Raw genomic sequence first — 23,543 nt, forward strand, 5'->3', positions numbered from 1 at the left:
AAACACTTCCTCCCTTGTCAACACTTTTTTCCCACTTTTTTCCCCTTTTTTTATCCCCTCCTTACCTACACTATATCTTCCCCTCCCTCACTCCCTCCTACCACTATATCTGGACCGCCCTTCTACCTGTCCATCTGTCAAGAACAAATATACACCAGATTTCCGCCTTGCGGAAATTCCTTGTTTGTGGTAACCTTATTTCATCCATGGCCGAGCAAATACGCACCACTGACGGCCAAGAGGCCACACGCCTCTTATCATATAGGGAAGTGATCCAAATGCCCATCAAGATCCCCGACTCTCTGCCCGCCCGAGCCACGCTGGAGGGGGAAAATATCTTTGTCATGACGGAATATCGGGCCATCCATCAGGATATGCGTCCGCTGAATCTCCTTATCCTGAATCTAATGCCGACCAAAATCGTCACTGAAACGCAGTTGCTTCGCAAGCTGTCCAATACGCCTCTGCAAATTCAGGTGGAGCTCCTTCAAATGGCTAGCCACGTTTCCCAAAATACGGATGCCAGCCATCTCGCTTCCTTTTATACTACCTTTGACCAAATCAAGGATAAACGGTATGACGGTATGATCATCACCGGCGCGCCGGTAGAAAATCTGGATTTCGCGGATGTGGACTATTGGCCGGAGCTGTGCGACATTATGGAGTGGACCAAGACTCATGTCCACTCCACCCTCCATGTATGCTGGGGGGCTCAAGCCGGCCTCTACTACCACTACGGCATTCCCAAATACTCTCTGCCCAAAAAACTGTTCGGTGTCTTCCCACATACTATTATAAAAAAACAATCCCCTCTGTTCCGGGGATTTGATGATATCTTTTATGTCCCCCATTCCCGGCATACGGAAAACCATCTGGATGATATCCTGGACCGCCCGGAACTAGAACTGCTGGCCGTATCGGATGAGGCCGGAGTTTTTGCTGTCAAAAGCGAGAACAACCGCCGCTTCTTTATCACCGGCCACCCGGAATATGATCCGGACACGTTGGCCAACGAGTACTTTCGGGATATCAACAAAGGTCTTGATATTGATGTTCCCAAGCATTATTTTCCCGGCGATGACCCCCAGCAGTCACCCGTTGTCCGCTGGCGCTCCGCCGCCCAGCTCTTTTACACAAACTGGCTCAATTACTACGTATATCAGACTACTCCCTATGACCTGTATCACGGCCAACTGCAATGATGATAAAGCTGGTCCCCGAAACCTCCATTTCGGGGACCAGCTTTTTGTTATCCAAATCTCAGGTCTACTGCTCCAACACATCTGTCTGCTCCAAGTAGCTGCCCACAATTTCCTTCAGAAGCGCAAAACAGTCTACCGCAAATTTGGGGTAGTACACCATATCCTGATACACCAAATCAAAGCGCAGGGATCGTTCCAAGCCCCGTACCGGTAGGATGCAGAGAAATCTTTCCTCTGGGCAGCTTCGGTTCCCCTTTATAATGGTAGGCAGAAATATTTGGGGACAGAAGGACGCCACATATCCAGTGCGACACGCCTCCTCTAATACGTTGTAATCACTGACTGACAACAGATTGTCTATCGTCACCCCATTTGTGACCAGGTGCTGGTCAATCAACTGGAAGGCTGTACTTTTTCCATAATTCATAGCAAAGGGCAGGCCTTGAAAGTGTTTCAAGTCAATGCCGCTCCTTAGGCCGGCTATTGCCTCTTTCTCCAGTCCGAGGTATTTTTTGAGATAGGAGACGGAGGCAATCAAATAGATGCTCTCCCGAGCTAGAGGGACCGACTTCATTCCAGGACGCAGAGCTGTATTGACACCCAAAAATCCATCCAGCTCACCGTTCTCCAGCATCCTTTCCATTGCGGAGGTCTCTCCCGGGACCAGCTCGACCCGCACCTTCGGATATCGAGCATGATACTGCACAAAGAACAGAGGAATGATCAGGCGGGCTCTTGCATAGTTTGTACCTAATCTCAGGGTGCCAGCAGCCCCCTCCTCCAGTTCGGCCAATTCCGCTTCCAACCCGGACTCCAAATTTTTTACCCGCTGCAGCGTGCGCTGTACCGCTTCCCCCGCCGGAGTAAGGGACACCCGTGGACGCCGGTAGAAGAGCGGGGTTCCATAGCACCCCTCCAGCCGCCGGATATGGTCACTGAGCCCCTGTTGGCTGAGGAAAGCACGGGCCGCTGCCCGACGGAAATTGAGCTCCTCCGCCAAGATCAGAAAGAGTTTCTCACTATTTGTCATCTGTCTCCCCCCCTTTCATGGTAACATACACGGCATTTAATAACAAGTATTTACTTGTTGATTTACAGAGTACAACTGTTTTACATAGAATCAGTTTTTCTCTATACTATATTGTATCAGAGCGGACACATACCACAGCAACCACTATATTATCATTTCAATTAGGGGAGGCAAGACCTAGATGGCAGAAAACTGGAAGGGGGTCCATGACCCTGATAATATCCAGGAGGGCTATTTCACCGGCCTGATGAATTCCTGCGGATACCGCATCAAGGATTTACGCAAACCTATCATCGGCATCGCAAATTCTTACACGGATGTCAATCCCGGTCACCGAAGCTTTGGCGAACTGGTCAAGTTCGTAAAGGAAGGTATCTGGTCCGCTGGCGGCGTACCGGGGGAGTTTAATGTCCCCGCCCCCTGCGACGGCATGGCCCAGGGCACAGGGATGCATTATATCCTGCCCCAGCGTGATTTGATCGCGGCCAGCATTGAATCCATGGCCAACGCCCACGGCTTTGACGGCCTTGTCTTCCTATGCAGCTGTGACAAGATCGTCCCCGGTATGCTTATGGCTGCCGCCGCGCTCAATAAACCCTGCCTTTTTCTCACTGCCGGCAGCATGGTGCCCTATGAGGCGGAGGAGGGCACCTATGTGACCCCTGATTTGAAGGAGTCTATCGGCGCCCGGAATATCGACAAGATCAGTGAGGAAACCTACACTCGTTATCGTGAAAACATCTGCTTTTCCTGCGGTACCTGCAGTATGTACGGGACCGCCAATACCATGGGCGTTTTTGCCGAAGTCATCGGCCTGTGCCCCATCGACAGCACCACCATGCTGTTCTGCTCTGCGGCTAAAAACCGTCAGGCCCGGGATGTGGGTGAACGCATCGTTCAGCTTGTGAAGGAGAACGTCAGGTTCAGCGATATCGTCACGGAAAGCAGCCTGATAAACGGCCTCCGTCATGTAGCGGCTACCGGCGGATCTACCAACGCCCAGCTCCACATATGCGCGCTGGCCCGTGTGATGGGTATTAAGCTCGATATGGGAGATTTCGACCAGATCCAGCAGCATGTCCCCTGTATTGCCAAGTTCAAACCCTCCTCCCAATATAATATCTATGACTATTACAAGGCCGGAGGCGTGGGAGCCACCCTCAAGGCGATCCAGCAGTATTTGGACCTGGATGCCCGTTTGGCTATGGGCGGTACTCTGGGCGAATTTTTGTCCGCCTTCAAACGGAAAGTAAACGCCGAGATCATTCACTCTGTCGAGGACCCCCTGTATCCTGACGGCAGCTTTGCCGTGCTATACGGCAATTTGGCCCCCAACGGCTGCATCGTGAAAAAGAGCGGCGTGGTCCCTGAGATGTTCCACCACCGGGGGCCGGCTGTGTGCTTCGACTCTGAGGACGACCTGCGCAAGTTTATGGCAGATAGGGCCGTCAAGCCCGGCAGCGTCCTGGTCATCCGCTATGAAGGGCCCAAGGGAGGCCCAGGCATGAGGGAAATGTCCATCCCCGCCGCTATGCTGGTGGGCATGGGGCTGCACACCAGCTGTGCCATGGTCACCGACGGACGCTATTCCGGCGCGACACGGGGGCCCTGTATTGGCCATGTCTCCCCCGAAGCCTGGGATGGCGGTCCCATCGCCGCGGTCCAAGACGGGGATATAATCGAGATCGATATTGACAACCACACCATCCATCTGGAAGTAAGCGAGGAGGAGATTGTCTCCCGTCTAGCTAAGATTCGCCGTCCCGACCGCCCTGTTAAGGGCGCGTTGGCCGCCTACCGTTCCGCCGTGGAGGGGGTTGACAAAGGTTGCGTCTGGTTATACGGAGACGAGCAATAATTTCCCTACATTCTATTTTGTTATATTCTTTGATATATATTTTACTAGAACAGGGGTCCATAGGCTGAAACCTATGGACCCCTGTTTTTTCTTTTGATTTTCCTTAAACATACAGCTCAGACCGAGACCAGTATGCCTCATGCTTCTCCAACATCTCTGTGGTCCTGTAGCGCTCCCATCCTTCCTTACTGCCGGACCAGGGTCTTTAGATTCTGGTCCGCTCTTTTTCGCCTGTCCAGTTTTATCCCATTTCAACTATTGAAAACTGCCCATAATTATTATAGTATAAACAGGGACATTTCCACCCCGGAGCGCAGTGTTTCCCTTTCAACGGGGAAGCGGCATCTCCGTTCCCCCTGCGTAACAGTTACCGGCGGCGGGTCACCCACACCATTTGGATGAGAACGTCCCCCAACCGGCCGGCATGAAGGAGGCTTTACTTATGTCTGTCACCTTTCAGGATATTCAAAACTCCGTGGAAATCCGCACTTATATTACCCAGGCGGACGCTTCCCTGATCGCTCTCGGCTTTACTGAACATTCCTTTGCCCATGTGGGCCGGTGTGCCGACGTAGCCGCCAGGATTCTGAACGAGCTGGGCTATCCCGCCCGAGAGGTGGAGCTGGCTCGGATCGCCGCCTTTATGCATGACATCGGTAATGTGGTCAACCGCCATGACCACGCCATCAGTGGAGCCACCATGGCCTTCCGCATTCTTGATAAAATGGGGATGGAACCGGCGGAGGTGGCCACTGTCATCACCGCCATCGGCCACCACGACGACTCCACCGCTTTTCCCGTAAATGCGGTGGCTGCCGCCCTGATCCTGGCGGACAAGACCGATGTGCGCCGCAGCCGGGTGCGCAACAACGATGTCATTAACTTCGACATCCACGACCGGGTCAACTACGCTGTGGAGCGGTCCGAGGTGCTACTGGACACCGTGTCCGGAACCGTTACCCTCTCCCTGACCATTAACACCCAGGTCTGTGCTGTCATGGACTACTTTGAAATCTTCCTTCAGCGTATGGTGCTGTGCCGTAAAGCGGCGGAGTTCTTTCACCTTCAGTTCCATCTGGAAATCAATGGGCAGATTTTGCTGTAATTCGTTTTTCCCTGCGGCCGCTTATGAGGCGGCCGCTTTTTCTTTTTCCCCATCCATTCTGTTGCCCACTGTAACCACACTGTAACTTGATTTTCTATTACTTCAAGTGTAGTATGTTTTTAAGGACTACATTTGACGTAATAAGGAGCTATCTGACATGAAACGACTTCCTGACACCGAACTGGAGGTAATGAAGGCCCTGTGGACCTCTGGGCCAGGCACTCCGCGCGCCCAGCTGGACCAAACCCTGGCCCCTTTCGGCTGGTCTCCCAACACCATCAACACCTACCTCACCCGGCTAGTGGCGAAAGGGTTTGTGTCCGTTCGAAGGGAGGGCAGGGGCAACCTGTACACCCCTCTCATCCTTCGGGATGACTACCAGGCCTTTGACAGCCGGGCAGTGGTGTCTCGACTGTACGGTTCTCCCCGAAACTTTGTGGCCGCTCTGGCGCGGGAAGGCTTGGACCGCCGGGATCTGGATGAGCTTCAAGCCCTGCTGAACGAGTTGAGCGGAGGGCGGGATCATGGATGACTTTCTTCTCACTTTAGGGGCGCTGACTCTAGGCGGATCAGCGGCTATTCTCCTGCTGTCCCTAGCATCCCGCTCCACCCGCTCCCTCTATGGGGCCCGGTGGCGGTGCTGGGCCTGGCTGCTCCTTTGTCTGCGGCTGGCGGTTCCCTTCCCCCTGCTGCCCCAAGGGCAGCGTGAAGCCGCCCCTATCCAGCTCCCCACTTTTTCTGATTCCATTATCTACCAATCGCGCCCTGGCGGCGGAGAACAATCTCCCCCTGAAGGTCAGAGCGGGGAGGCGCCCGGCAAGGCCGGCAGTCAGGGGAGCACGGTTTCTTCTTCCTACTCCGGCGGTCAGCCGGACCCATCCTGGGATGAGCCTTTCTCCCTGTCCCTCTCCCAACTGGCTGGGGCATTGTGGCTGGTAGGAGTAACTGTCGTTGTGCTATGGGCCGGGCTGGCCCACCTGCGCTTCCTGTGCTACCTCCGACGCTGGTCCTCTCCTGTCGTGGACAGCGACACTGTGCGTATTTTCAACCAGTTAGGGGACAGCTTGGGCCTGGGCCGTCGCCCTCGGCTGCTGGCGTGTCAGGGGCTGAAGGTGCCCATGCTGGCCGGTTTGCTGAGGCCCGTTCTCCTGCTGCCCCAGGATAAGCTGTCGGGAGATGCTCTGCACTACTCCCTCCTCCATGAGCTGACCCACTTCCGCCGCCGGGACATCTGGCTGAAGGCCCTGGCCCTGTGGGTCAATGCCCTTCACTGGTTCAATCCCTTGGCCTGGTATATGGTCCGTCTGGTAGAGCGGGACACGGAGCTGGCCTGTGACGAGGCGGCGCTTAACACACTCTCGCCGGAGGAACACGCCGCCTACGGGCAAACCATCCTGTCCGCTGTGTCCCGTCTGAGAAAGGAAGCGCCATGAACAGAACGTCCCTCCCCATTTCCCCTTTTACCACCGCCCTGTCCGGCTCGGCCAGGGAAACGGAGCTTCGCATCCGCAGCATCTTCCAGTGGAAGCGCAGGCGCCCGCCTCTGCCCCTGCTGATCCTCCTGCTGGCCGCCGCCCTCCTGTGCGGCAACCTGGTGTCCTGCCGGACGGAGGAGCCTGACCTGGCCCAGCTTCTCCTGGAGGCGCACGAAAATTATCCCTATGATGGTGGCCGTATGTCCTCTAAGCTCCTCCTGTCCCAGGAAGGGGAGGGCTGCACCCTGGCCCTGGCTCTCGTAGACGGCGGCTCTCACCCCGCAGGGCTGGGCAATCTGATGCTGGGCCTGTGGGACGGGAGGGAGCAAGACTGGCGGGGCCCTGTCCGACAGGTGGCTGGGGATGACGGCCTGTTCTCCTCCTGGACCGATGCGGAGGGCATCCTCAACATTTTGTGCACCAACACCTCCACCTGGACCGGCATTGAGGGAGCCAGCACCGTGGCCCACTACCGCTTTGACGGCTCCAGTTTGGAGGAGGCTGCCCAGTGGGACTACTACAGTGACGACGGTCTCTCCGACCAGAAGGCCGTTCCCGTGGAGGGCGGCCTGGAGCTGTACTCCCTCAACCCGGAGTGGGGCTATCCCGACAGCATCCAGTCTGGCAGTCCCATGCCGGAGCAGTGGGTCTATTCCCATTTTGAGTCCATTGGCAAAGCAGGCATCTCCGCCCATACCGCCGCCTACTCCGTTCCCCTCACAAGCCAGCGGGATCTGACTCTGGAACTTCGTTCCGACAGAGCCAAGAGGGACGTTTTTTTCTCCCCTCTCAAGGAGATTCTGGTCTACGAGGACGGAAAGCTGCTTCAATCCATTGACGTCCCCGCTCTGATGGCCAGCGACCAACCCATTCAGGCCTACCGGTGGGACACACATTCCGTTGATATCTACCCCGCCTTCAGTCTGGCGGAGGAACCTCAGTATCTCTATGAGGGTCTGTTTTTCCGGGAGGAGTCCGCTTTTGGCGGCCAGGAATTTGGAGATTTCAACTTCGACGGCTACACCGACTTTGCCATTCCGGCGGTGGAGGCCTCTCCCCATAATGTGACCTACGCCTATTTTCTTTTTGACCCCGCGGCGGAGGAGTACATTTTCTCTTTCCTCATGTTCAGCCCGCCGGAGCTGTTGAAGGAGGAGGAGCTGCTGGTGGAGCATGAGCATGACAGCCAAACCGTCCAGCGCCGCTATTATTCCTTTGACCGGGAGGGACGGCTTGTGTTGGTGCGGCAGGAAACCGAGCTTTACGGACAGCCCTCTGACTCCCTCTCCCCTGAGCCTTATCCCGGCCCCGCCGAGGCAGCAGAGGCATTCCGGCAAGTGATGGCCGGAGACGCTCCTTTCCGTTCTGTATCAGAAGACGGCAGAGAGTATTACCTCTCTCAAATCAACGAGCTGATTTGGAATGACCCTGCGGTGAACGCCTATGCGGAGCAATTTGCCGTGGCCGATCTGGACGATGATGGGACGCCGGAGGTCATCATTCTCACCAACCAGCACATCCACTCCGAGCCCATTCTGGTCCTGCGCTGGCAGGATGGGCAGATCTACGGCTACAATGAGGTGGGCCGGGGGATGCAGGGGCTGAAGGCGGACGGCACCTCCGGCTGGTCTGACGGCGCCTTTCACAACGGCACCCACCGGGACCAATACAGCTCCAGCGGCGATGGCCCCGACCGGCGGGAGCAACTCTATCTCAGTGAAGAAATTTTGGCCTCAGACGGTTCAGGGGAATTCTATCTCAGCGGCCAAGAGGTCACCCAGGCAGAGTATGAAGCCGCCGAAGCGGCCCAGGACGCCAAGCCTGACGCGGTCTGGTACAACCTTCTCCCGGAAATCATCGCCGACCTGTTTGGACAATAGGAGGAAGGGCCACCCTGTGCCTTCGCCCCCCTAATTCCTAACTCCCATCCCAACTCTCCATTCTCAACCGGAGGTGTCCCATGAACAAAATCCCCTCCTCCCCCTTCGCCACCCGCCTGTCCGGGTCGGCCACAGAAACGGAGCTTCGCATCCGCAGCATCCTCCAGTGGAAAAAACAGCGCCCGCCCCTGTGGGCCATGATCCTCACCGGCCTTGTCATCCTCTCCTGCGGCGGGCTGGTGTCCTGCCAGGCCCAGGAGGAAATGCCCGCCCCCGGCGGCCTCTCCGGCGATCCGGGCCCCGCCCCCGTCAGCAGACCCGCGGATCCCTCCCTCCCTTACGATTTGGAGACAGTCTCTTTGGACGGTCTGACTCTGGATGATAGCGGGACGGAAGACGACCGGGTCACCGTCACCTCCTGCCGGGTGGACGCTTCTGACCGGGAGGGGCTGACCACAGTGGAGGTCACTCTGGGCGGCGGGCAGACCGCTGTCTGGGAGCACCCCTTCCCCTGCTTCCCCAACATTGTCCCCCTGCACCTCACCTCACCTGACGTGCAATCCCTGGTCATCGAAATGGCAGACCGCACCTCTAATTATGGGGCCGCCCGCTACTTCATTCTGGAAATGGAGGACGGCGCTCTGGCGGAGCGGGGCCATATCGGACTGTGGGATGACCCGGAGTGTGACCTTTTGCCCGATGAGGCCGTCCTTTACGGTGCGAAGTGGGCAGAGCGGGAGGACAGCGCGCTCCAGGCCCTGCGGGTCCCCGTACTGATCGACAAGTGGCATGACCCCTGTTATATCACGCTGACCTGGGAAGATGGTCAGTTTGTATCAAAGGCCGACGACTTCTTCACCGACCGGGAAACGCTTCCCCTGCCGGACGGCGGGGAAGTGACCATAGAGTTGGAGGGCCGCTGGGAAAACAGTGACACAGCCCGGCAGACGCTTTATTACAGTGAGATCCGGGTTTTGGAGGGGACCCGCCTGCTCCAAACCATCACGCCCCCGCACGCACTGCCCCAGCCCCGTGCCTTCGACTCCGATACCGCCGCCCAGGTCACCCCTCCGGCGGCCAACGCCCCGGCGCTGGGCTTCAGTGCAGAGCGCCAGCTTCACGCCCTGGATCTCCGGGATGTGAATTTTGACGGCTTCACAGACCTGGGCCTTCCCTGGGACACCACCCACAACGATGTCCACCTCTGGTACCTGTGGGATCCGGCGGCCGGACAGTTCCGGTATTCCTTCGCCCTCCAAGGGGATCTGACTATCGATGCGGAGCGGCATCTGCTGATCGAAACCCGCTGGGAGGAGGGCCCCCACACCTATTCCTTCAATGCCCGGGGCCAGATCTGCTGGCAGGGGCCGTATGAGATGTGACTGCCGCCCCTTTTTGCTCCAGGACAAAAGGAGGTATATTCAGATGAAAAAAATTCCCCGCTCCCCCTTCGCCACCCGGCTGTCCGGGTCGGCCAGGGAGATCGAGCTGCGAATCCGCAGCATCTTCCAGTGGAAAAAACAGCGCCCGCCCCTGGCCCTTTTCCTTCTCATGCTGGTCATCGGCCTGCTGTGCGGCAATCTGGTGTCCTGCCAGAGCAGTCCGGCAGGCGTTCCGGAGGACCCCCCCGCCCAGAGCGGCGAGGCGTGGAGCACCCGGTCCGTTCTGGACGCCCTGTCCCAGTGCTTCGACGCCGCAGAGTCGTTCCCCGACGGCATGGAGCGAGAGCTGCTGGATACCGTCGGCACCGGCGAGGATGTCACTCTGGCCGCGGCCCATTTTTACGACCGCTATCCCCGCTACTCCTTGGTCATCGGCATGGTGGACCGGGCGGGGCAGGCGGTCGGAACGCCCTTTGAGGTCCGGGGCTCCGGTGGTCGGCCCTATGTGGCCGCCTTTGTAAAGGACGGGGTGGAGTACCTGCTCTACACTGGAAGCAGTGCGCACCAGGCATACAGCAGCGGCCAGGCCGGGGTCATCCGTCTGGACGGAGGCGACTTCTCCTGGGTGTGGCCGGTGGAGGGGGACATCCGGGATGAAAGCTCCCAAGCTTACCGGGACTACAACGCCTATTGGGAGGAAAAAAAGCCCCTGATGGCCCCTGGCGGCGTAGATATTTTTACGGAAAACCAAGACTACGGCTCCTATGAGGGCTCCCCCGTCCAGTGGGTCCCCGACCACAATGAAACCTTCTGGTATACTGCCGAACAGGACCTGCCCATTGGCGTCTACTATCAGAGCCGGGGATGGTTGGAGGAATTTACCCGGCATGAACGGAACCCCTGGAACGCCTTGAACACCTCTGCCCTGTGGCAGATCGTATCCCTAGCCCCGGCGGACGGGGTGTACCGGGACAGAAACTATGACGGGGAGGCGGTCTATGAGCTGAAGGCCCGGGCAGACAACGGAGAGGACCTGTGGTTTGCGGCCTCCCTTCTCTTTGACCACAGCGGGGAGCGTCCCATCCAGGTCCAGGGCTGGCGCATGGGTACAAAGGCGGAGATAGACAGTGCCGGCGGAGGGGCCGATCCGCAGCAGCCGGACGAGGCCCTCTACACCCTGCTCCGGGACTGGTATAACGGCCAATACCCCAACGGCCGGTGGTATTTTGTTTCCGACCAGCCCAGCGCCCCCCGGGAGGGGGACGTCCGACTTGGCCCTGTCACTTATGTCGGGGAGGTCCCCACAGACAGCGGGGCAGCAGCGGTCTACGAGATCGTCATATCCCGTTATACGCTCCACCGTGCAGACGAGAATGACCCCGGCTCCTGGGACTTCTTCTCCGCCGACACCCAGTTCATCGTCCTCCGGCTGGATGGGGAGGGCATACCCACCCAGGTGCTGGGCGTCGCCCCCACGCAGCCCAGCCGCGATATCCAGGCCATCGTCTATGAGGCCCTCTATGGCCTACTCAGCGGTGATGTGACCTTCCTCCGGGACGGCTGGAACACCCCCATCGGCCCGGGGATGGATCTATCCTTCTCCTGCCTGGACGTTGGGAGCATGGAGACGGAGCAGTTGGAGGACTACGAGCCCATCTACCACGATGGGGACTACTGGTACCGGGTCTCCGCCAACTACCCCACGGGCACCTTTACCGCCCTGTGCTATCACAGCGCGGCAGACGACGCCGACTCCATCCACACCCTGGAGGCCTCCATGTCCGACCTGTACACCCCCCGGGGCATCCGGGTAGGGGCCAGCCGGGCGGAGGTGCTGGCCGCCTATCCCAAGGCCCTCACCGGCGATTACTGGGGCCAGTATCCGGAGGAGCCGGACCTGCTGGCCTATCTGCCCTGGAGCGGCCACGACCCGGAGCAGGTTTCCGACCTGTCCCAGCTGGAGTTTTCCCAGGGGCTGGGCCCGGCGATCCTGTTTTTCTTTGACGGGGACACCGTGGAGCGCATCGTCCTTACCAATATGTTCAACTGACCGCAGGGCAACAAACGGCAGCTTTCCGGCAAGATATGCAGGTCAAAACTGAAAAAGCTGCATTTTTTCAGGGCTTTGCCCAATTACACGGAAAAAATATTGTTTAAAATATTCCCCCCCTTTCCTCTTGCGTTTGCACAAAAAAACAGGTATACTGAGGTCCATAAGAGCGGGGCCGGGTTTCCCCGGCCGACCCCCGCCAGCGGATCTGGCACCATTTCACTTATTTTAATTAGGAGGAACACAGTATGAAAGTCGCATTGTTCGGCGCCGGCACTATGGGCCGGGGCATCGCCCAGGTCTTTGCCGCCAAGGGCCACACCGTCCTGATGTACGCCAGCAGCCCCGCCTCCGCCCAGCGCCACAAGGATACCTTGGGCAAGTCCCTGGCCAAGCGGGTCGAAAAGGGCAAGATGGCTCAGGAGGCTATGGATGCCCTGATGGCCAACGTTCTGATCCCCCAGACCCATGAGGAGGCCGCCGATGCCGATCTGGTCATTGAGTGCGTCAAGGAGGAGATGGCCACCAAGAAGGAGCTTCTGAACGAGCTGGACGGCTTCTGCAAGCCCGAAACTGTCTTTGCCTCCAACACCTCCTCTCTGTCCATCACCGAGATGGGCAACGGCCTGAAGCACCCCGTCATCGGAATGCACTTCTTCAACCCCGTGCCCTCCATGAAGCTGGTGGAGATCATCCGCGGAGCCAACACCACCCAGGAGACCTTTGATTTCATTTACAAGCTGTCCCAGGACATCGGCAAGGACCCCGTCGAGGTGGCCGAGGCCCCCGGCTTTGTGGTCAACAAGATCCTGATCCCCATGATCAACGAGGCCATCGGCCTGGTTGAGACCGGCGTCGCCTCTGTGGCCGACATCGACAAGGCCATGCAGTTGGGCGCCAATCATCCGATGGGCCCCCTGGCTCTGGGCGACTTCATCGGTCTGGACGTGTGTCTGGCCATTATGGACACCCTGTTTGCCGAAACCGGCGACCCCAAGTACCGCCCCGCCCTTCTGCTGAAGAAGATGGTCCGCGGCGGCCTGCTGGGCAAGAAGTCCGGCAAGGGCTTCTACGATTACAGCAAGTAAATCGCCCCATCCAGCTGCCCCCTCCCAAGCCGGAGGGGGCAGTTTTATATGTCAAAAAAAGAGCGGCACTTCGGGCCTTCTTTTCCGGAGGCACCTTCTCCGCCCCCCAATCCAGCCGGACCACGGGCCGGCCCCCCGGCGCCCTGAAAGGGCAGCGAAATCGCAGCCGGTCAACATACGCCAATCTTTTAGGCAACTTCCGCATATTTTCCCGTTTCCGACAAATCCGATATGGAAAAACTGTTAAATTTGCCAGATATGTCCCCCTTGCTTTACCCCTGAAAAACAGCTATAATCTGGGTTGTAAGTGGATTTTAGCCGTGTTTGATATGGTTCGCAACGCCAGGATCCTTTCCTGTGTTGCGCTTTTTTCCGGTTTTTATTGTTAAATTTCTAACAATATTCGTCAAACGCGGCGTCCCGACCATGTATCGTCTGCCCCCGGGGCCGGCTCTCTCCGGTCAAGAAAGGCGCGCCTCCCGGGCGTTTAAGGATGATTGCAAAGTAATTTAAACTAGGAGGACTAAAAAATGGATTTTCATCTGTCGAAAGAACAAGAGATGGTCCGCAAGATGTACCGCGAGTTCGCCGAGAACGAGGTCAAGCCCTTGGCTGAGGAAATCGACGAGGAAGAGCGCTTCCCTATGGAAACCGTAGAGAAGATGGGCAAGCTGGGCATGCTGGGCATCTACTTCCCCAAGGAGTACGGCGGAGCCGGCGGCGATGTGCTGTCCTACGCCATGTGCGTTGAGGAGCTGGCCAAGGTGTGCGGCACCACTGCCGTCATCGTGTCCGCCCATACCTCTCTGTGCTGCGCCCCCATCTTTGAGCACGGCACTGAGGAGCAGAAGATGAAGTACCTGCCTGACCTGCTCTCCGGCAAGAAGATCGGCGCCTTCGGTCTGACCGAGCCCAACGCCGGTACCGACGCCTCCGGCCAGCAGACCACCGCCGTAAAGAATGAGAACGGCGACTATGTGCTCAACGGCTCCAAGTGCTTCATCACCAACGGCACCGTAGCCGAAACTCTGGTGGTCTTCGCTATGACCGACAAGACTCTGGGCAACCACGGCATCTCCGCCTTCATCGTGGAGAAGAACTTCCCCGGCTTCTCTGTGGGCAAGCACGAGAAGAAGATGGGTATCCGCGGCTCCTCCACCTGCGACCTGATCTTTGAGGACTGCGTCGTGCCCAAGGAGAACCTGCTGGGCAAGGAGGGCCAGGGCTTCAAGATCGCCATGCAGACCCTGGACGGCGGCCGTATCGGCATCGCCGCGCAGGCTCTGGGCCTGGGCGAGGGCGCTGTGAACGAGGCTGTCAAGTACACCCAGGAGCGCGTGCAGTTCAAGAAGCGTCTGTCCCAGTTCCAGAACACCCAGTTCCAGCTGGCCGATATGCACACCCGGATGCAGGCCGCTCAGTACCTGGTGTACGCCGCCGCCGTGAAGAAGCAGAACCACGAGCCCTACGGCATGGATTCCGCTATGGCCAAGCTGTTCGCCGCTGAGGCCGCTTCCGACGTGACCCGCCGCGCCGTCCAGCTGTTCGGCGGCTACGGCTACACCCGTGAGTACCCCGTGGAGCGCATGATGCGCGACGCCAAGATCACCGAGATCTACGAGGGTACTTCCGAGGTCCAGCGCATGGTCATCTCCCGTGCTCTGGGTGTGAAATAAGTTAGGAGGCAGATCGAAATGAAAATCATTGTTTGTGTCAAGCAGGTCCCCGATACCTCCGGTAAGGTGGCCGTCAATCCCGATGGTACTCTGAACCGCGCCTCCATGGCCGCTATCACCAACCCCGACGACCTGAACGCCGTCGAGGCCGCTCTGACTTTGAAGGAGCAGACCGGCGCCGAGGTCGTGATCGTCTCTATGGGTCCTCCTCCCGCCGAGTCCATGCTGCGTGAGGTCATGGCCCGCGGCGCTGACCGCGCCGTTCTGGTGTCCGCCCGTGAGTTCGGCGGCTCCGATACCTACGCCACCTCCCAGATCCTGGCCGCCGCCATCAACAAGATTGGCGTCGAGGACGAGGATATCGTGCTGTGCGGCCGTCAGGCCATCGACGGCGATACCGCCCAGGTCGGCCCCCAGATCGCTGAGAAGCTGCACCTGCCCCAGGTTTCCTACGCCGCCGAGATCACCAAGGAAGGCGACACCATCACCGTCAAGCGGATGCTGGAGGACGGCTATATGACCATCAAGGTCAAGACCCCCTGCCTGATCACCTGCATCAAGGAGCTGAACGCTCCCCGTTACATGAGCGTGGGCGGCATCTACGAGTGCTACTCCAAGCCCTATGAGATCTTTGACTACAACACCCTGAAGGACGATCCCCTCATCGATCCTACCACCATCGGTCTGAAGGGCTCCCCCACCAACATCTTCAAGTCCTTCACTCCCCCTCAGAAGGGCGTGGGCATGATGCTGGAGGGCGCCGACAAGGCCACCTGCGACAAGCTGGCCGGCATTCTGGCCGCCAAGCACCTGATCTGATAGAAGGGAGATTAAGAATATGTCTAACTACAACAGTGCTGCCATCGAAGAATTCAAGGGCGGCGTTTGGGTATTCTGCGAGCAGCGTCAGGGCAAGATGATGCCCACCTCCTTCGAGCTGATCTCCGAGGGCCGCAAGCTGGCCGACGAGCTGGGCGAGAAGCTGTACGGCCTTCTGCTGGGCCACGAGATCGAGGGTATCGCCAAGGAGCTGGGCGGCTACGGCGCTGACGGCGTGTATGTCTGCGACCACCCCCTGCTGGCCAACTACACCACTGACGGCTACACCAAGGTCATCTGCGACGTGATCCAGGAGTACAAGCCTGAGGTCATGCTGATCGGCGCCACCAACATCGGCCGCGATCTGGGTCCCCGCTGCGCCGCCCGTCTGCACACCGGTCTGTGCGCCGACTGTACTCACCTGGACATCGACGTGCCCAAGTACAAGGACTTCCTGCGCTCCGCCTCCACTCTGGCTCCTGCCATGATCGACTCCATCCCCGAGGATGACCGCAACCTGAAGATGACCCGTCCCGCTTTCGGCGGTCACCTGATGGCCACCATCATCTGCCCCCGCTTCCGTCCCGCTATGGCCACCGTCCGTCCCGGCGTGATGAAGAAGAACGCCTTTGACCAGGCCAAGGCTGACGCCTGCGAGATCATCAAGCCCAACTTCTCCCTCACCGAGGACGACATGGAAACTCAGGTCGTCGAGGTGGTCAAGGCCGCCAAGAAGCTGGTCGATTTGATCGGCGCCGATGTGGTCGTTTCCGTGGGCCGCGGCATCTCCAAGGATGTTGAGGGCGGCATCAAGCTGGCCGAGGAACTGGCTGAGGTTCTGGGCGGCGTCGTGGGCGGCTCCCGTGCCACCATCGACTCCGGCTGGCTGTCCGCCGACCATCAGGTCGGTCAGACCGGCAAGACCGTTCACCCCAAGATCTATGTGGCTCTGGGCATCTCCGGCGCTATCCAGCACAAGGCCGGTATGCAGGACTCCGAGTGCATCATCGCCGTGAACAAGAACGATACTGCCCCCATCTTCGAGATTGCCGACTACGGCATCTGCGGCGACCTGTTCAAGGTCACCCCCATGCTGATCGAGGCCATCAAGGCTGCCAAGGCCGCCAAGTAAGATCGGCTGTAATCGCATAAAAAAGCCAGTACCCCCCGTCCGTTGGACGGGGGGTACTTATTTTATAAGTAGTTTTTTAAAAAAATCCATGCTATACTGTTGATATAATACAGAAACTACTAGGCTTAAAGGAGGCATATCATGAAAATCTATCATAAACCTTCTTTTATGTACGGTCTTACTTTCCTTTTCGCGCTGCCTCTGTTTGCGTTTGGTATCATAAAGGTCCATTGGTGGCAGTGGATCATCACCATCGCATTTGCCACAAAGTTCTTATACACAGGACTTTCTAGATCAGAAAGCGAGTATCAGGAAAATATCGCAAAGAACTATCGGAGCGTGGCCCAGGAGCTTTACGGGAAATATGCAACCATAAAGTTAAATTTCCCTTTGGTCATTTTATGTTCTTTTTATGCTGTCGCTTTGTTCATCAGGTTGGTAGCTGATCTTTTTATTCCTATTTGGATCACTGTTTGTTTCACAATCGTTCTTACTGTTTCTGTCTTTTATAGCCTCAGCCTTGACCATAAAATCAAAGAACATATTGAAAATGGCACAAATAGAGGATAGAAATGAATTAAACAACACCTCAAAAGCCAATACCCCCCCTAGGGCCAGCCGGAAACCGGCTGGCCTTTTTTTATACTCCCCCTCATCTGTCTGGGCGGCTTGGCTGCCCGTAGGATACTCCGGTGGCACACATCTCCCCCCTCTACACGGCGTAACAAGGTCGTCACGCTCTCTCCATCTTCCATCTCTTCTCTCCATTCTCATTCCCCCCGCACCGTGGCCCGGCCGTGCGCATAGGATAGCTCAGAAACCCGCCCCCCTTCAGGCGGTCTTCGGAGGTACTGCTATGAAACACGAACTGAACATCTGGGTGGTGGGCGGCGATATGCGCCAGGCCAAGCTGGCCCAGCTGCTGGCCCTGGACGGCCACACTGTCCATACTTACGCTTTGGAGCAAGACCGCTCTACCGGCCCGCTCCCTGAGGAGGATCTGTCTCAGGCCGAGAAGGCGGACTGTGTCGTTCTGCCGCTGCTGGTGTCCACAGAGGGCGGCCTGCTCAACGCCCCTCTATCCCAAACAGATCATCCCTTGTCCGACGTATTAGATGCACTTCGCCCCAGCCAGTTTATCTGCGGCGGCCGGCTGGACTCGGAAATCTTAGCTTTGGCTGCCCACCGCGGGCTAACCATTCGGGACTACTTCGCCCGGGAGGAGCTGGCGGTAGCCAACGCTGTCCCCACAGCGGAGGGAGCTATCCAACTGGCCATGGAGCATTTACCAATCACAATCCACGGCGCCCGTGTGCTGGTCGTGGGCTTTGGCCGGGTGGGCCGGCTCACCGCCCAACGCTTCCAAGCTCTGGGAGCAAAGGTTTCCGTGGCGGCCCGCCGGTATGAGCAGCTGGCCTGGGCGCAGGCCATGGGACTGGGCACCGAGCATCTGGCCCATCTAGCCGGATGGCTGTGCGGCTATGACCTGATCGTCAACACAGTCCCCGCCCAGGTCCTGGGCCGGCTGGAACTAGAGGATGTCAAAGAGGACTGTCTCATCCTGGACCTGGCCTCCAAGCCCGGCGGGGTGGACCTTAGGGCGGCGGGAGAGCTGGGCCTCACAGTAATCTGGGCCCTGTCCCTCCCCGGTAAGGTAGCCCCTGTGACCGCCGGGGCCGCCATTAAATCCACCATTTATAATATGCTTCAAGAGGCGGGGTACTGAGAGGGGCGTGCCCTGGAGGGAAGTACAAGACGTACCCCGGCGCGAATCGCCTCACATTCAGTCTGATTTGGAAAGGAAGATTGATTTGATCGATAAAACCGTCGGATTCGCTGTGTGCGGGTCCTTCTGCACCCATCACAAGGCCATGGAGGCCTTAGAGCAGGTGAAAGCCCGCTTCACCCATGTGGTGCCTATTGTATCCGAGTGCACTGCCGACACGGATACCCGCTTCGGCAAAGCTCACGACCTGATGCGGGAAATGGAGCGCATCTGTGACCACCGGGTCATCTCCACTGTCAAGGCGGCAGAGCCTATTGGCCCCCAGAAGCTGCTGGACCTGCTTATTATCTGCCCCTGTACCGGAAACACCCTGGGCAAGCTGGCCAACGGAGTGACAGACACCAGTGTCACTATGGCTGCCAAAGCTCACTTACGCAACAGCCGCCCCCTGGTCATCGCCCCCTCTACCAATGACGGACTGGCCGCCTCGGCCGTGAGCATCGGGGCCCTGCTGCCTAGAAAATACATCTATTTCGTTCCCTTTGGCCAAGACGACCCAGAGAGAAAGCCTACTTCTTTAGTATCTGATTTCTCTTTGGTGGCAGACGCGGCCCAGGCCGCCCTGGAGGGAAAACAGCTTCAACCCCTGCTCATCCCACATCATTGATCAAAAAAGATCCCGGACCACACCCTTACAGGTGAGGTCCGGGATTCGCTCTCTTAAAGGGAGCTCCCGTGCCAATATGACCGGAAATAATGGAGCAGGTCAGAGCCAAATTGGAACAGAATGATCAGCACCATCACGGTCACAGGCAAAAATAAGAGGAACATCACGATCTCGTCCATCAGCTGATATAGAGAGGCCCAAAAAAAGCTCCACATATTTCGCTCCTTTCCCGATTTGATTCTTCCCTACGTGCTCCTCCTCAACTTTTTCTCTATACAAAGTATACTATATCTCACGAGATTTATCAATATAATTTTCGTTTTTTTACAAATAAAATATCTTGATGTAATCCACCCTCTTCTTTATAAAAGGAGGCCGCCTGTGTAAATCACAGGCGGCCTCCTTTTTCATTTTTTCTTTTTTCGCTTTTCAAAAAAACTCTTGACTACACCTTCTGGTACCTCTTCGCCCATGCTCTCACCAAAGGCCTCTAGAGCAGCGCGCTGATCGGCGCTCAGGCTGGTCGGTACTTGGACTTTGATGGTCACATACTGATCGCCCCGGCCTCGACCTCGAAGCTCTGGGATTCCTTTCCCCCGCAGGCGGAAGGTGGTACCGGGTTGTGTTCCGGCCGGCAGGCTCCACTTGACCTTTCCGTCGATGGTGGGAATCTCCAGCTCCCCTCCCATCGCCGCCCGGTAGAAGGAAACGGGCTGCTCGTAGAGGACTGTGGTCCCATCCCGGCGGAACTGCGTATGGGGCTTTATACGGATGCCCACAATCAGGTCACCGGCCGGGCCTCCGTTTTTACCGGCATTGCCCTGGCCCCGCAGAGAAACCGCCTGTCCGTCGTCGATCCCGGCAGGAATGGTAACGGTGATGCGTTTTTTCTTCCGCACACTGCCGGCGCCGCCACATACCTTACAGGGGGAGTGGATCAGCTTGCCCGTCCCCCGGCACTTGGAACATTGGGCGGTGGTGGAGAAGGCGAAGCCGCCCGCCCCCCGCTGAATCCGAACCACGCCGGTCCCCCGGCAGTCAGGGCAGGTCTCGGCGGTGGTGCCCGGCTCACAGCCGGAGCCATGGCAGGCATCGCACATCTCAGTCCGTGTCAGCTCCAGCTCCTTCTCGCAGCCGAAAGCGGCCTCCTCAAACGTGACAGAGAGATTAGCCCGCAGGCTCTCTCCCTTTTGCGGGGCATTAGCTCTCTGCTGCTGACCACCAAAGCCACTGAAGCCGCCGCCGAAGAAGGAGCCAAAGATATCTCCCAGGTCGATGTCCCCCATATCGAAGCCGCCGAAGCCGCCGCCACCCCCGAAATTGGGGTCTACCCCCGCATGGCCGAACTGGTCATACTTCGCCCGCTTCTCCTTGTCGGACAGGACCTCATACGCCTCGTTGACCTCTTTGAATTTAGCCTCTGCCCCTTTGTCCCCCGGATTCATGTCGGGGTGGTACTGCTTGGCCAGCTTACGGTACGCTTTTTTCAATTCTTCGTCCGAGGCCCCTTTGGACACGCCCAAGACCTCGTAATAATCTCGTTTCTGTTCTGGCATGATATCACCTCTGTTTCAGAGTTCAGAGTGGAACGTGAAGAGCGGAGATAAGGTCTGCGGCGTATATGCCCGGAGTGAATGACCATATCTTCACTCTCCACTCTTTACCCTTCACTCTTTTGAACAGGCACAACGGCGCGCAGGCGGGGCGACGCCCCGCCCGCGCGGACCATAGATTTCTATTACTTCTGATCGTCGTCCACGACCTCATAGTCCGCATCGACCACATCAGGGCCGGCGGCGCTGCCGCCCTGGGCGCCGCCCATATCGGGGCCGGGGCCGGGCTGGCCGGCCTGCGCCTGGCCATACAGCTTTTCGCTAACTGCGTAAAACTCCTTCGTCAGAGCCTCGGTGGCCTCCTTGATGGCCTGGGTGTCATTTCCCTTCAAGACTTCCTTCAGGTGGTTCAGCGCGCTCTCCACCTTGCCCTTATCTCCAGCGGGGATCTTATCGCCCATCTCCTCCAGGGTCTTTTCTGTCTGATAAACCATCTGGTCCCCGTTGTTGCGGATGTCCACCTCTTCCTTCCGCTTGGCGTCTTCGGCGGCGAACTGTTCAGCCTCCTTGACTGCCTTATCAATGTCGTCCTTCGACATATTGGTGGAGGAGGTAATGGTAATATGCTGCTCCTTGCCGGTACCCATATCCTTGGCGGACACGTTCACGATGCCGTTGGCGTCGATATCAAAGGTAACCTCGATCTGAGGCACACCCCGGCGTGCGGGAGCGATGCCGTCCAGGTGGAAGCGGCCCAAGGTCTTGTTGTACTGGGCCATCTCACGCTCGCCCTGGAGAACGTGGACCTCTACGGAGGTCTGGTTATCAGCGGCGGTAGTGAAGGTCTGGCTCTTCTTTACGGGGATAGTGGTGTTACGCTCGATGAGCTTGGTCATCACGCCACCCATGGTCTCAATGCCCAGGGACAGGGGGGTGACGTCCAGCAGCAGCAGGTCCTTCACGTCGCCGGTAAACACACCGCCCTGGAGAGCGGCGCCCAAGGCCACGCACTCGTCGGGGTTAATGCCCTTGAAGCCCTCCTTGCCAGTCAGCTTCTTTACCATCTCCTGAACCGCGGGAATACGGCTGGAGCCGCCCACCATCAGGACCTTAGACAAATCGCTTCCGCTCAGTCCGGCGTCAGACAGAGCCTGCTTCACAGGGCCGCTGGTGGCTTCCACCAGGTGAGCGGTCAGTTGGTCGAACTTGGCCCGAGTCAGGGTCAGGTCCAAGTGCTTGGGGCCGGTGGCATCAGCGGTGATATAGGGCAGGTTGATGCTGGTAGAAGTGACACCGGACAGCTCGATCTTGGCCTTCTCAGCAGCCTCCTTCAAGCGCTGCATGGCCACCTTGTCGCCGGTCAGGTCCACACCCTCAGTTTTCTTAAACTCCGCGGCCATCCAGTCCATGACGCACTTGTCGAAGTCGTCGCCGCCCAAGCGGTTGTTACCAGCGGTAGCCAGCACCTCGATGACGCCGTCGTCGATATCCAGGATGGATACGTCGAAGGTGCCACCGCCCAGGTCATACACCATGACCTTCTGGGCGGTCTCCTTGTCTACGCCGTAGGCCAGAGCAGCGGCGGTGGGCTCGTTGATAATCCGCTTCACGTCCAGGCCGGCGATCTTACCAGCATCCTTAGTGGCCTGGCGCTGGGCATCGGTGAAGTAGGCGGGGACTGTGATGACGGCCTCGGTGACTGTTGTGCCCAGATAGGCCTCGGCGTCCGCCTTCAGCTTCTGCAGAATCATGGCGCTGATCTCCTGGGGGGTATACTTCTTGCCATCGATGTTCACCTTGTAGTCGGAGCCCATCTCACGCTTGATGGAGATGACGGTCCGGTCGGGGTTCGTGATGGCCTGGCGCTTGGCCACCTGACCCACCATACGCTCGCCGTCCTTGGAAAAAGCCACCACAGAGGGGGTGGTGCGGTTGCCTTCGGCGTTGGGGATGACGACAGCGTCGCCGCCCTCCATGACCGCTACACAGCTGTTGGTCGTACCTAAATCGATACCGATGATCTTAGACATAATTCATTCCTCCTAAATATATGACATTCATGTTTACAAAGTTAAAATAGGAACAGCGGCCCGATGGCGTAGAGTGCGGCGCACCAGGCCAGCAGGCCCCCAGCGAGCAGCAGGGTATAGGATACAGCATCACAGGTTTTCGCTTTACAGCACTGCTTGCAGGGCTGATTTCTTTTCACTGTTTTCCTCCTTTAATCCCATCGGCTTTTGAAAATAAGCCGCACACCTCGGTTCCGTTCCCCTAATTGGCCACCTGCACCATGGCGAAGCGGATGACCTTCTCGCCGCACTGGAAGCCGGCCTGGAACACGGCGGCCACTACGTTCTCGCCCAAGCTCTCATCCTCCACGTGCATAACGGCGTTATGGAGATTCGGATCAAAGGGCTGGCCCAGGGCGGGAATCTCAGTGATGCCCAGCTTGGAAAGGATCTCCTTCAGCTGGTTCATCGTCATCTCCACCCCTTTTTTGTAGGCTTCGTCGGCGGTGTCCTGCTTCAAGGCCCGCTCCAGGTTATCATAGACGGGAAGAAACGCGGCGGCGGTATCCGCCTTGGCGTCGTTCCAGATGGACTCCTTCTCCTTGGCGGTCCGCTTTCGGTAGTTGTCGTACTCCGCGGCCAGGCGGAGAAAGCGGTCGTCGAGGGGTGCGGTCCCCTCTCCGGAGGGCTCCTCCTTGGGTGCCTCCCCTGATTTCTGGTCCTCCTGGGCGGCCTCGCCGGCCTCCTGGGGCCCCCCTTTCTCCTCCTGTTCCGTGCGAACAGCCTCTTCCTCAGGCTCCACAGCCTCTTCCTTCCGAATATCCTCCTGACACTGCTCAGGCTGGGCCTGCTTCTTTTTATTTTTATCGCTCACGATGCGGCGCTCCTTTC

The 23,543-nt window shown here is 58.0% G+C and carries 21 protein-coding genes; 15 read left to right on the forward strand and 6 right to left on the reverse strand.

The annotated features are described in order from the left end of the window. Window positions 1-278 precede the first annotated feature (278 nt). Window positions 279-1,202, forward strand: coding sequence for a homoserine O-succinyltransferase (metA, locus tag ACEVJK_RS08715; protein ID WP_186853116.1), 924 nt, complete (start codon window positions 279-281; stop codon window positions 1,200-1,202). A gap of 64 nt (window positions 1,203-1,266) precedes the next feature. Here the strand turns inward: metA and ACEVJK_RS08720 are convergent, their stop codons facing one another. Next, complete coding sequence (locus ACEVJK_RS08720; protein ID WP_262669121.1) at window positions 1,267-2,232, reverse strand: LysR family transcriptional regulator; 966 nt, start codon at window positions 2,230-2,232, stop codon at window positions 1,267-1,269. 181 nt (window positions 2,233-2,413) lie between these two features. Between ACEVJK_RS08720 and ACEVJK_RS08725 the strand changes: the two genes are divergently transcribed. The 14 genes from ACEVJK_RS08725 (at window position 2,414) to ACEVJK_RS08790 (ending at window position 19,090) form a co-directional block, all read left to right on the forward strand. Continuing rightward, complete coding sequence (locus tag ACEVJK_RS08725; protein WP_374740389.1) at window positions 2,414-4,090, forward strand: dihydroxy-acid dehydratase; 1,677 nt, start codon at window positions 2,414-2,416, stop codon at window positions 4,088-4,090. Between the two features lie 442 nt (window positions 4,091-4,532). Continuing rightward, a complete protein-coding gene (locus tag ACEVJK_RS08730) occupies window positions 4,533-5,195 on the forward strand; it encodes an HD domain-containing protein (protein WP_147573376.1) in 663 nt (220 codons plus the stop codon). 157 nt (window positions 5,196-5,352) lie between these two features. Further along, window positions 5,353-5,727 (forward strand): BlaI/MecI/CopY family transcriptional regulator, encoded by a 375-nt coding sequence (locus tag ACEVJK_RS08735; RefSeq protein WP_374740390.1) that lies wholly within the window; start codon window positions 5,353-5,355, stop codon window positions 5,725-5,727. Next, window positions 5,720-6,628: a M56 family metallopeptidase gene (locus ACEVJK_RS08740; protein WP_262669122.1), complete on the forward strand. Its 909-nt coding sequence runs from the start codon at window positions 5,720-5,722 to the stop codon at window positions 6,626-6,628. Before ACEVJK_RS08735 ends, ACEVJK_RS08740 begins: the two co-directional genes overlap by 8 nt. Next, window positions 6,625-8,550: a hypothetical protein gene (locus ACEVJK_RS08745; protein WP_374740391.1), complete on the forward strand. Its 1,926-nt coding sequence runs from the start codon at window positions 6,625-6,627 to the stop codon at window positions 8,548-8,550. The genes ACEVJK_RS08740 and ACEVJK_RS08745 overlap by 4 nt, the downstream gene beginning before the upstream one ends. A gap of 80 nt (window positions 8,551-8,630) precedes the next feature. Beyond that, window positions 8,631-9,932 carry a hypothetical protein gene (locus ACEVJK_RS08750; protein ID WP_374740392.1) on the forward strand — a complete coding sequence of 434 codons (1,302 nt, stop codon included), beginning with the start codon at window positions 8,631-8,633 and terminating at the stop codon, window positions 9,930-9,932. 43 nt (window positions 9,933-9,975) lie between these two features. Next, entirely contained in the window at window positions 9,976-11,982 is a 2,007-nt protein-coding gene (locus ACEVJK_RS08755) for a hypothetical protein (protein WP_374740393.1), read from the forward strand. 248 nt (window positions 11,983-12,230) lie between these two features. Continuing rightward, window positions 12,231-13,070 carry a 3-hydroxyacyl-CoA dehydrogenase family protein gene (locus tag ACEVJK_RS08760; RefSeq protein ID WP_147573370.1) on the forward strand — a complete coding sequence of 280 codons (840 nt, stop codon included), beginning with the start codon at window positions 12,231-12,233 and terminating at the stop codon, window positions 13,068-13,070. A gap of 530 nt (window positions 13,071-13,600) precedes the next feature. Further along, window positions 13,601-14,746: an acyl-CoA dehydrogenase gene (locus ACEVJK_RS08765; RefSeq protein ID WP_147573369.1), complete on the forward strand. Its 1,146-nt coding sequence runs from the start codon at window positions 13,601-13,603 to the stop codon at window positions 14,744-14,746. 18 nt (window positions 14,747-14,764) lie between these two features. Further along, entirely contained in the window at window positions 14,765-15,565 is an 801-nt protein-coding gene (acrB, locus tag ACEVJK_RS08770) for an acryloyl-CoA reductase electron transfer subunit gamma (RefSeq protein ID WP_147573368.1), read from the forward strand. Window positions 15,566-15,584: 19 nt separating this feature from the next. Further along, window positions 15,585-16,697 carry an acryloyl-CoA reductase electron transfer subunit beta gene (gene acrA / locus ACEVJK_RS08775; RefSeq protein ID WP_147573367.1) on the forward strand — a complete coding sequence of 371 codons (1,113 nt, stop codon included), beginning with the start codon at window positions 15,585-15,587 and terminating at the stop codon, window positions 16,695-16,697. Between the two features lie 141 nt (window positions 16,698-16,838). Beyond that, the gene (locus ACEVJK_RS08780) at window positions 16,839-17,267 is read left to right on the forward strand and encodes a hypothetical protein (RefSeq protein ID WP_374740394.1); all 429 of its coding nucleotides are present in this window, start codon (window positions 16,839-16,841) and stop codon (window positions 17,265-17,267) included. Window positions 17,268-17,553: 286 nt separating this feature from the next. Beyond that, window positions 17,554-18,423 (forward strand): dipicolinate synthase subunit DpsA, encoded by an 870-nt coding sequence (gene dpsA, locus ACEVJK_RS08785; RefSeq protein ID WP_147573366.1) that lies wholly within the window; start codon window positions 17,554-17,556, stop codon window positions 18,421-18,423. 85 nt (window positions 18,424-18,508) lie between these two features. Next, complete coding sequence (locus ACEVJK_RS08790; protein ID WP_147573365.1) at window positions 18,509-19,090, forward strand: dipicolinate synthase subunit B; 582 nt, start codon at window positions 18,509-18,511, stop codon at window positions 19,088-19,090. 53 nt (window positions 19,091-19,143) lie between these two features. On the opposite strand, the gene ACEVJK_RS08795 is transcribed toward ACEVJK_RS08790, so the two are convergent. The 5 genes from ACEVJK_RS08795 to grpE all read right to left on the reverse strand — a co-directional run bounded on the left by ACEVJK_RS08795 (window position 19,144) and on the right by grpE (window position 23,526). After that, window positions 19,144-19,305 (reverse strand): hypothetical protein, encoded by a 162-nt coding sequence (locus ACEVJK_RS08795; protein ID WP_186853126.1) that lies wholly within the window; start codon window positions 19,303-19,305, stop codon window positions 19,144-19,146. 192 nt (window positions 19,306-19,497) lie between these two features. Further along, window positions 19,498-20,646: a molecular chaperone DnaJ gene (gene dnaJ, locus ACEVJK_RS08800; RefSeq protein ID WP_147573364.1), complete on the reverse strand. Its 1,149-nt coding sequence runs from the start codon at window positions 20,644-20,646 to the stop codon at window positions 19,498-19,500. Between the two features lie 182 nt (window positions 20,647-20,828). Then, window positions 20,829-22,673 carry a molecular chaperone DnaK gene (gene dnaK / locus ACEVJK_RS08805; protein ID WP_147573363.1) on the reverse strand — a complete coding sequence of 615 codons (1,845 nt, stop codon included), beginning with the start codon at window positions 22,671-22,673 and terminating at the stop codon, window positions 20,829-20,831. 41 nt (window positions 22,674-22,714) lie between these two features. Beyond that, complete coding sequence (locus ACEVJK_RS08810; RefSeq protein WP_186853129.1) at window positions 22,715-22,852, reverse strand: hypothetical protein; 138 nt, start codon at window positions 22,850-22,852, stop codon at window positions 22,715-22,717. Window positions 22,853-22,914: 62 nt separating this feature from the next. Then, window positions 22,915-23,526, reverse strand: coding sequence for a nucleotide exchange factor GrpE (gene grpE, locus ACEVJK_RS08815; protein ID WP_186853130.1), 612 nt, complete (start codon window positions 23,524-23,526; stop codon window positions 22,915-22,917). Between the last annotated feature and the right edge of the window lie 17 nt (window positions 23,527-23,543).

Origin of the sequence: Flintibacter sp. P01028 (genome assembly GCF_041925235.1) — a bacterium.
Taxonomy (GTDB): Bacteria; Bacillota; Clostridia; order Oscillospirales; family Oscillospiraceae; genus Lawsonibacter; species Lawsonibacter aceti.

What these genes read in the sequence shown, in the direction of transcription:
- metA (WP_186853116.1), top strand. Translation starts at nt 279, where the DNA reads ATGCCCATCAAGATCCCCGACTCTCTGCCCGCCCGAGCCACGCTGGAG.
- ACEVJK_RS08720 (WP_262669121.1), bottom strand. Translation starts at nt 2,232, where the DNA reads ATGACAAATAGTGAGAAACTCTTTCTGATCTTGGCGGAGGAGCTCAAT.
- ACEVJK_RS08725 (WP_374740389.1), top strand. Translation starts at nt 2,414, where the DNA reads ATGGCAGAAAACTGGAAGGGGGTCCATGACCCTGATAATATCCAGGAG.
- ACEVJK_RS08730 (WP_147573376.1), top strand. Translation starts at nt 4,533, where the DNA reads ATGTCTGTCACCTTTCAGGATATTCAAAACTCCGTGGAAATCCGCACT.
- ACEVJK_RS08735 (WP_374740390.1), top strand. Translation starts at nt 5,353, where the DNA reads ATGAAACGACTTCCTGACACCGAACTGGAGGTAATGAAGGCCCTGTGG.
- ACEVJK_RS08740 (WP_262669122.1), top strand. Translation starts at nt 5,720, where the DNA reads ATGGATGACTTTCTTCTCACTTTAGGGGCGCTGACTCTAGGCGGATCA.
- ACEVJK_RS08745 (WP_374740391.1), top strand. Translation starts at nt 6,625, where the DNA reads ATGAACAGAACGTCCCTCCCCATTTCCCCTTTTACCACCGCCCTGTCC.
- ACEVJK_RS08750 (WP_374740392.1), top strand. Translation starts at nt 8,631, where the DNA reads ATGAACAAAATCCCCTCCTCCCCCTTCGCCACCCGCCTGTCCGGGTCG.
- ACEVJK_RS08755 (WP_374740393.1), top strand. Translation starts at nt 9,976, where the DNA reads ATGAAAAAAATTCCCCGCTCCCCCTTCGCCACCCGGCTGTCCGGGTCG.
- ACEVJK_RS08760 (WP_147573370.1), top strand. Translation starts at nt 12,231, where the DNA reads ATGAAAGTCGCATTGTTCGGCGCCGGCACTATGGGCCGGGGCATCGCC.
- ACEVJK_RS08765 (WP_147573369.1), top strand. Translation starts at nt 13,601, where the DNA reads ATGGATTTTCATCTGTCGAAAGAACAAGAGATGGTCCGCAAGATGTAC.
- acrB (WP_147573368.1), top strand. Translation starts at nt 14,765, where the DNA reads ATGAAAATCATTGTTTGTGTCAAGCAGGTCCCCGATACCTCCGGTAAG.
- acrA (WP_147573367.1), top strand. Translation starts at nt 15,585, where the DNA reads ATGTCTAACTACAACAGTGCTGCCATCGAAGAATTCAAGGGCGGCGTT.
- ACEVJK_RS08780 (WP_374740394.1), top strand. Translation starts at nt 16,839, where the DNA reads ATGAAAATCTATCATAAACCTTCTTTTATGTACGGTCTTACTTTCCTT.
- dpsA (WP_147573366.1), top strand. Translation starts at nt 17,554, where the DNA reads ATGAAACACGAACTGAACATCTGGGTGGTGGGCGGCGATATGCGCCAG.
- ACEVJK_RS08795 (WP_186853126.1), bottom strand. Translation starts at nt 19,305, where the DNA reads ATGTGGAGCTTTTTTTGGGCCTCTCTATATCAGCTGATGGACGAGATC.
- dnaJ (WP_147573364.1), bottom strand. Translation starts at nt 20,646, where the DNA reads ATGCCAGAACAGAAACGAGATTATTACGAGGTCTTGGGCGTGTCCAAA.
- dnaK (WP_147573363.1), bottom strand. Translation starts at nt 22,673, where the DNA reads ATGTCTAAGATCATCGGTATCGATTTAGGTACGACCAACAGCTGTGTA.